Here is an 11,644-nt window from a genome sequence, read left to right on the forward strand (position 1 = left end):
GTGGACAAACACAATTCATGACCAAATTCAGCAACGCCAATATTCTCTATGGTTAAGGTTAGAAAACTAGATCAAATTTTGTTTGTAATTATACATTTTTTGTTTGTTCTGCGTAAAATCCCTAGTTTGCCTGACCACCGAGATTTTATCTGTGGTGGGTGATTGGGAACGTTAAATTAACAGCATGTATCCAAATATACAAATACTACATGATAGAGTTAGGCCTTATGTCTTAATTAATTGTTCTAAAGCTTGATGCAGTTCTTTTGTTAACTCAGTCACTCCAACTCTGACTGCACGGCGATCGCTTTGAGATTTTGCCCAGCGTTCTGTAACTGATATTGGTTGACCAACTGTGATTAGTGCTTGTCGCCAACCCAAACGCGGACGCCCTGGCAGTTTTGTGTTATTTCTGGTTCGGGCAATCATGTCAAAGATTAGTAGCGCTGTCTCTGCAAACCTTTCTGGAGTAGGTTTTTCCTTGACATAAGTCCCTGTCACTGCTATGAAAGTTTCTACCAACCGCATATGTCGCATTCGCAGTTCTGCTTCTGCTGCTACCCAGTCTGCTAATCCTCGTTGAAAGGGTGGTAAAGCATTGATATCTGACACATCTTCTCGATAAATATAACTCCAGCCTGCTTCTTCCAAACGCCGACAACGGTCAATAAAATTTCCTTGTGGTTGTAGTTTAAAATATTGCTCGGCAACTTTTAAAGCTGTATCTTGTAAGCGATGCAGTCTCGCCATTAATATCTCATTGGCATTGCCCCTAGCCTCAAGCTCATGATCAATTGCAGCGAGATGCTGATGATAAAAGCGTTGATAAAATCCTTCCATCTCTGTTAACAGGTGTTCGGCTAGCCGCAACAGACGTGGATAGTGTATCTCTTCTGGGTTAGCGGTCTCAGATCGGCCAATAGTCTTTACTGGCAAACCACAATCAGCTTCTAATTTACTCAACAGCCAATCCAGTTTTGCCCAAGGTGGTTTCACATAACTATACTGAAGCGCGATCGGCACAATCAAAACTTCTTCCGAACGGTTGGCTTTTTGCAAGTCTTCTACACACCAAAACCCAAATTGAGCAACACCAGGTTCCAAAGGGCTAACGATACCACTATGTCCATTGGTAGCACCTTCGGGAGCTACTGCGATTGGCATTTTAGCATTAGCAAACAAATTCCGGGCATTTTGAATACCTAGCTTGTCGAGTCGCTTACCCCGACGAATGGGAGTTCCCCCTAAATTTGAGAAAAACCAGCCTAGCCAGTCTCCCGCCCACAATAGCATTCCCCGTTCATAAATGAAGTGTGAATGAATAGGGTATTGCAAGAGAATCCCTTGCTGACGTGCAACCCGTGGCACTGCTCTGGAAAGCAGGTATAACATACACAGAGGATCGTCTACCTCTGGATGACGAAATGCCATCAAAAAGCGAACTTTACCAGCTTGGAATTGTTGATATAATTCGGCTAATATTTCTGCATTCTTCACTTGAATGCGCGAAATTCCAGCTGGCAACCACGGTCTTAGCCGAAACCGTAGCAAAATAGGCAGCAACCACTGGGCAAGACGGAGTACAACAGGGTTGAAGCGTTGTGGAATAAACTCCAGTCGTGATTGGGCATGTTGCATGGAATCAGGCAAGGTTGCTCTCCATTTAACAGTTATCAGTTATCAGTTTTCAGTTACCAGTTTGATCACTGTTGCTGGTACTGTTGACTAATTTAATAACGGTAGCGAATCTAGGGGCTAGAAAATAGGGTTTAGGGTGTCAGGGTGTGGGAAACTTTACAAAAATACAGATGCACTATGCGATCGCACAGCACATCCGTAAACTTAAATAAATTTATTAAATCAGTTTTGCTAATAAACCTAAAATATCTATCTTATACCAATTATTACAAAGTTTAGAGACGTGCCATGGCAGGTCTCTAGGACATGTTCCTAGTAATCACAAAGCATGCTTACTACAAGCTAAGAACCATTTGTAGTCATTTTTTGCAGAAATGATATTACAAGAGAAATTTTGCTTTCTCAATTCCTCCGACTGTGTGCAAAAACGGAGAAATATGAAAAAATATAAATAACTATATTGTTATTTAGTGATTAAATAGTTAAATAATTTTGGTAGAAATCAACATGGCTTGGGTCTGCATCGGTGGTGTGATTAGCTGACGGTCATGATGCAGATCCTTTCCTAAGGACTGAATAACGATTCTTCAACGCTGGCGTTGACAGTGAACTGATAGGTATCAGCTTGCGTTTTGAGATGAAGGAACAAACCAATGAGTAGCAATTTAGCGATTAAGCTTCGTATCGGAACCCAAAAATCTCACACAGCAGCAGAAAACGTGGGATTCATGAAGTGTTTTCTCAAAGGGGTTGTAGATAGAGGCTGCTTTGCCAAATTTTTAGGTAACTTATATTACATCTACAGCGAACTGGAAGCAGAAATAGAAAAACATCGAGATCACGCCATAGTCGGCGGTATTTATTTTCCAGAGCTAAATCGCCAAGCCGCTTTAGAAAAAGATATGGAATTTTACTATGGTAAAGACTGGCGATCGCACCTGCAAATATCTCCTGCTGCCCAGAATTATATTGCTCGAATTCAAGAAGTATCTGCAACAGCACCTGAGTTATTGATTGGACACGCATATACTCGCTACATGGGCGATCTTTCCGGCGGTCAGATGTTGCAGAAAATTGCTCAGTCAGTCTTAAAGCTAGAAGGTTATCAAGGTACGTCTTTTTATAACTTTGACCAAATTCCTGATAAAAAGGCTTTTAAAGACAAGTATCGTCAGGCATTAAATACATTAAATGTTGACGATCCCACAGCAGAAAAAATTGTCGCAGAAGCCAATAATGCCTTCGATTTTAATATGAAAATGGCTCAAGAACTAGAAGGAAATTTAGTTCAAGCTATTGGGCAAGTATTATTTAATTCCCTGACTCATGGTCATAACACTGGTAGCACGGAAGCCGCTGCTGCTAATTAGGGATGTAGGGAAATAAAGGTGTAAGGGTGTAAGAGAAATAATTTTGAATTAAATTCCCACATCTTCATATTTCACCTACACCCCCACGCCCCTACACCTATATACTCATATACCCTTATTCACTGGAAAAATTCGATGGTTTTGCAAATTCCTGGTGTGAAATTCGATATAGATATCATCAAAAAATACGATATTCCCACACCCAGATACACTAGTTATCCACCCGCTACAGAACTAAGTCAAGCATTTACAGCATCTGAATTTGAACAAGCGATCGCCTCTTCAAATCAAAGAAAAACCCCTCTGTCTTTATACTTTCATATTCCCTTTTGTCAGAGTGCTTGCTATTTTTGTGGCTGTAATGTAGTTATTTCCAATAACAAGAATATTGCTAAACCTTATCTAGAATATCTGGGTCGAGAAATCAAACATACAGCATCTTTGATTGATACAGATAGAAAAGTAGTGCAGATACACTGGGGTGGAGGAACCCCAAACTACTTAAGTTTAGAACAGGTAGAAAACCTGTGGAACAATATTAATCGCCACTTTCGCCTTGATCCACAAGCAGAAATCTCCCTCGAAATCAATCCTCGCTACGTTGATAAAGACTACATTTTCTTTCTCAAAGAGATTGGCTTTAACCGTATTAGTTTTGGTATCCAGGATTTTAACCCCCAAGTGCAAGCAGCTATCAATCGTGTCCAGCCAGAGAAAGCACTATTTGAAGTCATGGACTGGATTAGAGAAGCAGGGTTTGAAAGTGTGAATGTAGACCTAATTTATGGTCTACCGTATCAAACTTATCAGAGCTTTCAGCAGACAATTGACAAGACTATAGAGTTAGACCCGGATCGCATAGCAGTATTTAACTTTGCTTATGTTCCGTGGATAAAACCAGTGCAGAAAAATATTGCCAAGGATGCGCTACCAGCACCACAGGAGAAATTAGAGATTTTGAAAATGACTATTGAAGAATTAACTAATAGTCAATATCTCTTTATTGGCATGGATCATTTTGCCAAACCTCATGATGAATTAGCGATCGCTCAACGCAACTACACACTCAAGCGTAACTTCCAAGGTTATACTACTTGGGGACAAGCAGAACTATTTGGTTTTGGTGCGACATCGGTTAGTATGCTAGAAGATGCCTATGCTCAGAACCACAAGCGCTTGAGTGATTATTATCAAACAATTGATGCGGGAATTTTACCCATTGGTAAAGGTATTAAGTTAAGTGAGGATGATATTCTCAGACGAGATGTGATTATGCGGCTAATGTCTCATGCCAAATTGCATAAGCAAGACATTGAAGATAAGTATCAAATCTGTTTTGATGAGTATTTTGCAAAAGAATTAGCAGCATTGCAAAATTTAGAATCAGATGGATTAGTCAGCTTATCAAAAAATGAGATTGGCATCACAGGAATTGGCAGATTATTAGTGAGAAATATTGCTGTCAATTTTGATGCTCGTCGCCTCACACAAAAACAAAAGTTTTCCCGAGCGATTTAATCTTTACTGATATTTTGTATCAAGCAATGTTCCTAATTACAGATACACAGGGAAAATTCGCAAGGTAAGGATTTATCGATATTAGACCTCTTGCACAAATATTTGAAATACCTCCCTTAGTCCCCCCTTGTTAAGGCAGAAAACAATATATTCACTCCCTCCCCTTAGTCAGGGGAGGGTTGGGGTGGGGTTTTGAGGATTCATGCAAGAGGTCTATTGTTTTGAGGCTCATGGTAAATTTTGACACCAGGCTCATGGTAAATTTTGACACCTTAACTCCGCGCCTCTGTGCGTATATCTTTGCGTCCCTCTGCGTTTAAAATCGCTACAAGTTAATGCAGCAATTCCTCGACTTGATGTTGATTCCACAAAGTTCTATAGAGACCTGGTTGTTGTAATAACTCTGCATGGATACCTGTTTGGACGATTTTGCCTTTATCCATGACAAAAATTCGGTCAGCAGCTGCTGCGGCTGAAAGTTGGTGGGTGATAAAAATTACAGTTTTGCGTTTTATACCACCGGAAAGGTTGTTTAAAATCGCTGTAGCTGTTTGATTGTCAACGCTGGAGAGGGCATCATCTAATATTAAAACTGGGGCATCAACTAGCATTGCCCTTGCTAAAGCTGTACGTTGGCGTTGACCACCAGAAAGAGTGATACCACGTTCACCAACTATAGTTTCGTATTGTTGGGGAAAATTTAATATTTCTGGGTGGATTTGGGCTGTTTTGGCGGCTAATTCTACTTCTTGCTGTTCTGCTAAGGGGTCACTATAGCGGATGTTATTTTTGATGGTGGTGCTGAAAAGAAAACTATCTTGAGGAACGTAGGCGATCGCACTGCGTAAGTCTGCTAAGGCAATTTTAGTAATATCTACTCCATCTAAAAATAACTGTCCTTCGTCAATATCCAACAGACGAGGTAAAGCATTAGCTAAAGTTGATTTCCCCGAACCAATCGCCCCGACAATTGCGACTGTTTCTCCGGCGGCGATACTAAAGTTTACCCTATCTAAAGCGCGAGTGGAAGCACCAGGGTAGATATAACAAAGGTTTTTTGCTGTCAACTGGCCTTGCACTTGCTCTATTGGCAAATGAATTGCATTTGGTTCATCTTTGATTTTGGGTGTGACAGTCAAAATCGATTCGATGCGATCAACACTCACTTCACCCCGTTGGTAGGCGGTGATGGTGAATCCTAACAAAGCAGTGGGAAAAACTAAACGCTCTACATACAATAGCAGTGCGACAAAACTACCAACATCGAGGGTTCCAGAGGCGATGCGCGTTGCTCCCAGCAAGATGATGACTAGGGAGCTAACATTAGCTAATCCACCAACTAAGGGAAACAGTGTATTGCGGCTTTTTGCTAGTTTGAGGTTAGCTTGTAATAATTGCTGATTTTTCTTGGCGAAAGCACGCCGCTCGTTTTCTTCTTGGGCGTAGATTTTGATTAAAGCAATACCACTGATATCCTCTTGAATCAAATCGCTGATGTTAGAGAGTTGATTTTGCACTGCTAACTGTTCATTACGGAGGCGATCGCTAAACAGATGCACCAAATAAAACATCAAAGGATATACTGCTAACGCCGCCAGTGTCATGTCTACACTAATTGAGAGCATGACTGGTAATGTTAAAGCATAAGCAAATACGGTATTTGCCAAACTCAACACTACAAAACCCAATAATCGCCTGACGTTATCTACATCGCTAGTGGCGCGACTAATCAAGTCCCCAGCTGTGTTGGTAGTAAAATAGGATGGTTCTAGCTTCAGTAAGTGTTCAAAAATTCTTTGTTTGAGTTCAAATTCTACTTGACGACCTATACCAAATATCCAGATGCGCGACGCCATCCGAATAAACCACATTGCTGAAGTCAGCAGGATGATTGGTATTACGTAATTGGATAACTGATTTAAGCTAAATGTGACTGAGAGTTTGTCAACTGCTGAGCGAATCAACAAAGGAATGTAAACACCTAGTCCATTGACAGTCAATAGAGCGACAATACCTAATGTCGCTTCCCGCCAGTGGGGACGCAGGTAAGTAGCGAGTACAGCAAGGCGTCGTGTTTTTGCCATTCCAGCAATTTGCAGCGATTGTGATGGTAGAATGTGCCAGCCAAAATCTGGCAATCAGTGAGATTGACAGTTCAAATCACTGATAACTGATATCATGTCCGCTTAAAGACTTATCATATCTGTGAAGGCCGGTAATTGGTAATTGGTAATGGGTAATGGCAAAAATCAATGCCCAATGCCCAACTGCATCACAATAATATCGTAAGTAATTAGCCGGACTTGATATGATACCTGAAATAAATAAGGCCAGTCAGCTACAAATGTAGCATTGTGGCCTCTTGAATTGCAGTTTTCTTTGTTTTATTGCTGACCACCACGCAAGAAAAAGTAAATCTGATTGAGATAACTTTCCCAAACTCTCGTTGTCAGCGCCAATGTGTCCGCACTGGGTACAAAATCTTCCAATTGCAACCCACGTCTGCGAACTTCAGTTGGAGTTTGCAACAGATACGAGTTTAATTGTGCCTGTGAAAGAATGCTATCACCGACTACATCTGACACGTTCGCTACTGTGGAGTTTTGTTTAAATGCCACCAGTGTTCCAGATGTGGGCGTTGCTAGAGCCAGATCTGGATTAGCAAATTTGGCGATCGGTGACTGAACTAAAAAATAGGCGACTGCTGGCGTACTAGCCAGCAACAAAATCGTTAATGCCCAAGCGACATATAATCCTCCTGGCTTTGTGATTCCACCATCTTTTAAATTCTGGGCAGCAAAAATCATTAATAAAATTGATGCTCCTAAAGGTTTGAGTGGAAAGGATACTACTCTCCACAAAGAAGCAATGGCTGGTTCTGTAGGGTTAACAAACGACAGAAGTACAACAGCAGCCAAAATCACTAGAAATAATCGCCCTACAAAAGTTCCTTTCGGATAATATCTCTGGAACAAAGAGACTAAAACCGCTAAAAGAAGCAGCCAAAGAAGAACCCGGCTTAGAAGTACAAACATAAGTGAACTCTCAAATCTTCTGGTGCGGTCAGCCTAGCATTTTTGGGCATTTGAGTTATTTTACCGTCAAATTAGTAGTATTGCACTGTTAATTGACAGAAAATCCCTCAGCACGCCACTTCCCAAGGGCAGAGATATATCTCCGCACTGGGGGGTGGCTCCCCCTCACACAAAGACCACCGTCGTAGTGATTTTAGAGCAAATTTTTTCAAGTGACCGCAGTTTTTGTAATTTTCCAGATCAGTAATTAGGTTCAGGTAGATTAATTTAATTAAGTAGTTGTCTCAGAAAAAGGAAGAACTATGTCGCCTGGAAAGCCCACCATTTTGGTTACGGGAGGGGCTGGATATATCGGCTCCCATGCCGTATCAGCCCTATTGCAGGCTGGTTATGAAGTGTTAATTCTGGATAATCTGGTGTATGGACATCGCGATTTGGTAGAAAAAGTTTTACAAGTGGAACTTGTAGTTGGTGATACAAGCGATCGCGCTTTGTTGGATCAGTTATTTCAAAGCCTTGATATTGCAGCAGTGATGCATTTTTCTGCCTATGCCTATGTAGGAGAATCGGTTACTGACCCTGCTAAATACTACCGCAATAACGTTGTCGGAACTCTCACCTTGCTAGAAGCGATGATGGCAGCTTCTGTAAATAAATTTGTATTTTCTTCTACTTGTGCAACTTATGGAGTTCCCCAGATCATACCCATTCCCGAAAATCATCCCCAAAACCCTATCAATCCCTATGGTGCTACTAAGTTGATGGTGGAGAGGATTCTGTCTGATTTTGATACTGCCTATGGTTTAAAATCAGTTATTTTTCGCTATTTCAATGCTGCTGGTGCTGATCCTAATGGGAAGTTAGGAGAAGACCATAATCCAGAAACCCATTTAATTCCCTTGGTACTGCAAACAGCTCTAGGTAAACGCGAATCAATTTCTGTTTTTGGTACAGATTACCCCACAGCCGATGGTACCTGTATTAGAGATTACATTCACGTCAATGATTTAGCTGATGCTCATGTTTTAGGCTTGGAATATTTGTTAAGAGGTGGTGACAGCGAAGTTTTCAATTTAGGAAATGGCAATGGTTTTTCAGTCAAGGAAGTGATTGAGACTGCTAAGTCCATAACAGGCCGTGATATTAAAGTTGTAGAATGCGATCGCCGTCCTGGTGATCCACCTGTTTTAATTGGTAGTAGCGACAAAGCCAGAAAAATCTTAAACTGGCAACCACAATATTCATCCCTCAAAGAAATCATCACCCACGCCTGGCAGTGGCATCAACAGCGACATAAGTAATGGGGGATTGGGGACAAGGAGGACAAGGGAGATGGGGGAGTGTGGGGAGACAAACCAGACAAGGAAGAAAACAAACAACTAACCACCAACAAACAACCAACAACCAACTACTAACTAATAACAATTGACAATTGACTAATCCTTATTCACCCGTTGCACAACAAATAGCAACACGCCCATGCCAAAAAAGCCTAAAGCTGCGATCGCCCAAATAGGTACTCCCTGGGTTTGTTCTTCAGTAATATTTTGGTTGACATTTTTGGCAACTTGTGGAGTCAATTTTTTTTGTGCTGTTCCAACCGCCACAGTGACCCTATACTTCAACTCAAATGGTTTAAATTTTGACCCTGTTGTTGGTTTTCCCCGCAACAGTAGTTGATAACTACCTGGTCTGGGAAAAGTAATATCAGCACCAGGTATTCCTTTGTAGCGTTCTGCCGAGATTGATTTTAAGGTTGGTTCCAGCAGCGGTGGTTCGCCAGAGGCATGAGGTTCGGCATAAATCAGCAATTGACAATCACACTGTGCTAGCGGAATCACCTTACCACCTTTACGCGTGAGAGCAAACCACGCTCTTGTTTCTTCTCCAGCACGAGGAGTATCATTTGGTTCAATGTGTAGGGTTGCACCTACATCTGCTGTTGTTTTGACTTTGTGAGCAGAGGCAGGGTGAATTCCAAAAAGGAAATTAACAAAAATAAACAGTAATAATAAATAATTAGACATGGCTCAGCGAGGCGAAGAAATAGCTTGATAGCAGTTTCATTTGTTGAACGTGAGTTCGATAAATATTATTCAGATTAATAACCAAATGACGCGTAAATAACTGCTTCAATCAGTTATCAGTTATCAGTGATCAATATACTGATAACTGTGAAAGTGGATTTTAGCTATTAGCCCGGAATTTATTTGAGGGCGTTATATAAGTCTAATGAAATCTATCGAACTCACGTTTAATTAAAACTTTTTTCTTTGTGTCAATCTTTCTGGTCTATTTCTCCCTCCTCCTCGTAAAGGTATCACCTCAGCTTCACTACTTTCTCTTGCTACCCTAATCAATAATCCAGCTGCTACTAAACTGGCAATCATGGAATTACCACCATAACTAAACATTGGTAACGGCAAACCAGTAGTTGGCAAGGCACCTGTAGCAACACCTATATGGAGTAATGATTGTCCTACCATCAAAATTGTCACACCGATCGCCACCAGTCGATGTATGGGATGGGTTGTCTTGAGGGCAACTATTAACCCCAAGGTTGCGAATAAACCTAACATTACTAACAGCACAACACTACCGACAAAACCAAATTCTTCCGCAAATACAGAAAAAATAAAATCTGTGTCCTGAATCGGTAAATAAAATAGTTTTTGTTGAGAAAGTCCAAAACCAGCACCCCAAGTATTACCCGAACCTATTGCTAATAAACTTTGCACCAACTGATAGCCATCCCCAGTTGCATCAGCCCAAGGATTGAGGAAAGACATTACCCGTTTACGTTGATACTCTCGGAAGCTAACACTGAGTACAGCTAACAAAACTCCAGCAAAAGCTGTTCCTCCCAGATACTTGTAAGGTAATCCAGCTGCTAAGGCAATTAGCCAAATAGTCATACCGCATAGTGAGGCAGTACTTAAGTTCGGCTGTGCCAAAATCCCTACAATCACAAGACAAAAAATACCCAACCAAGTCAAACGCACATGCCAACTCAGCTGTTCCCATTGCCCAAAAACTCTCGCACTTTGCAGCACCAAAAAGGGTTTAATTAACTCTGAAGGCTGAATCGGGACTGGTCCTACTAGCCTACGAGCTGCACCAAGCTCATTTTTTCCCACTCCTGGAATCATAGTGACGAAAATTAACCCCAGTAGCAAAAACATAAACCAATGGGACATCCCTAAAAACTTACGTAAGGGTAAGTTCACAACAATATTGAAGAGTATCAAAGCAACTAATACCCAAAGAAGTTGGCGTTTAAAGTAGTACAGCCCATCATCATGACGAACGTCAGCAACGGGATAGGAGGCTGAAAACAGCATTATTAAGCCTATAAACAGCCAAACTAATGTTAACCAGCGCAACAGGCGCGCCTCTAATGCCCACTCGGACACAGAGTTATCAAATAATGGGATAAAACGGCGTAAATTCACGACTTCGATAAGGTGTAAATTTTGTAGTTAGTAGATGCGTACTGTCATAGAAGTTGCCCTACGCGCGTCTATTAGAACTTCTATGGTGTACGTCCATATAGTAGTTAGTAGTCAACAATAACAAACAATAATCAAAAAACGACTCTCAATTCATAAACTGATTCATGCAGCCCCAATGCCAGTTGAGTGCAGAAAGGCAGAAATGTTGAATGTCAATACAAAACTTTACATATTTGATTAAACTATCTCTAAAAATCCTAAAATAGTCAACATAAAATTATCTCCTCAAGCCAGTGAACATAACTGATTTTTTGACACATACAGGATTGTAAATAACGAAATTTATCTAATAGTGTATGTCCCCATTGCTGGGGAATAGATACAAGCTGTAAAATCAAATATGCTATTAAACTAATGTAAATTTGTATGGTGATACCATTGACGTTTTTGGTAATTAATTTGTCAAGCTTTAAATGCATCTTTAGAAACTTCCACAGCAATTCAACTTCCCAACGTAAGCGATAAATCAGAACTTAGGCATTGACAGGAATTTGAATATGTGTATTTAAGCCTATCTCTTGTCCTAGCTGTTGTAGAATAAAGTCACGAGCTACTTGAACAGACAAATTTT

8 protein-coding genes and 1 pseudogene are annotated in these 11,644 nt (G+C 40.8%); 3 read left to right on the forward strand and 6 right to left on the reverse strand.

Features of this window, described 5'->3' with window-relative positions:
- Nucleotides 1-225: 225 nt before the first annotated feature.
- The gene (locus tag UYK_RS0121785) at nt 226-1,638 is read right to left on the reverse strand and encodes a 1-acyl-sn-glycerol-3-phosphate acyltransferase (protein ID WP_009756881.1); all 1,413 of its coding nucleotides are present in this window, start codon (nt 1,636-1,638) and stop codon (nt 226-228) included.
- A 653-nt stretch (nt 1,639-2,291) separates the two neighbouring features.
- On the opposite strand from UYK_RS0121785, the gene UYK_RS0121790 reads away from it, so the two are divergent.
- Both UYK_RS0121790 and hemN read left to right on the forward strand, forming a co-directional pair.
- A complete protein-coding gene (locus UYK_RS0121790; protein ID WP_009756882.1) occupies nt 2,292-3,008 on the forward strand; it encodes a biliverdin-producing heme oxygenase in 717 nt (238 codons plus the stop codon).
- Nucleotides 3,009-3,143: 135 nt separating this feature from the next.
- Nucleotides 3,144-4,526 (forward strand): oxygen-independent coproporphyrinogen III oxidase, encoded by a 1,383-nt coding sequence (gene hemN / locus UYK_RS0121795; RefSeq protein ID WP_009756883.1) that lies wholly within the window; start codon nt 3,144-3,146, stop codon nt 4,524-4,526.
- Nucleotides 4,527-4,858: 332 nt separating this feature from the next.
- On the opposite strand, the gene UYK_RS0121800 is transcribed toward hemN, so the two are convergent.
- Nucleotides 4,859-6,610 (reverse strand): ABC transporter ATP-binding protein, encoded by a 1,752-nt coding sequence (locus UYK_RS0121800; RefSeq protein WP_009756884.1) that lies wholly within the window; start codon nt 6,608-6,610, stop codon nt 4,859-4,861.
- Between the two features lie 300 nt (nt 6,611-6,910).
- Complete coding sequence (fraI, locus tag UYK_RS0121805) at nt 6,911-7,561, reverse strand: septal nanopore formation protein FraI (RefSeq protein WP_009756885.1); 651 nt, start codon at nt 7,559-7,561, stop codon at nt 6,911-6,913.
- Between the two features lie 302 nt (nt 7,562-7,863).
- Between fraI and galE the strand changes: the two genes are divergently transcribed.
- Entirely contained in the window at nt 7,864-8,862 is a 999-nt protein-coding gene (galE, locus tag UYK_RS0121810) for a UDP-glucose 4-epimerase GalE (protein ID WP_009756886.1), read from the forward strand.
- Nucleotides 8,863-8,997: 135 nt separating this feature from the next.
- Here galE and UYK_RS0121820 read toward each other — a convergent pair whose 3' ends face one another.
- From UYK_RS0121820 to UYK_RS0121830, 3 genes and pseudogenes are all read right to left on the reverse strand, one after another.
- A complete protein-coding gene (locus UYK_RS0121820) occupies nt 8,998-9,588 on the reverse strand; it encodes a hypothetical protein (RefSeq protein WP_009756887.1) in 591 nt (196 codons plus the stop codon).
- Between the two features lie 231 nt (nt 9,589-9,819).
- Nucleotides 9,820-11,013, reverse strand: a complete 1,194-nt coding sequence (locus UYK_RS0121825) for an FtsW/RodA/SpoVE family cell cycle protein (protein WP_009756888.1) — start codon at nt 11,011-11,013, stop codon at nt 9,820-9,822.
- Nucleotides 11,014-11,279: 266 nt separating this feature from the next.
- A pseudogene (locus tag UYK_RS0121830) lies at nt 11,280-11,540 on the reverse strand (transposase); the annotation flags it as partial.
- Between the last annotated feature and the right edge of the window lie 104 nt (nt 11,541-11,644).

The sequence above is a fragment of the Fischerella thermalis PCC 7521 genome (genome assembly GCF_000317225.1).
In the GTDB taxonomy this organism is placed as follows: Bacteria; Cyanobacteriota; Cyanobacteriia; order Cyanobacteriales; family Nostocaceae; genus Fischerella; species Fischerella thermalis.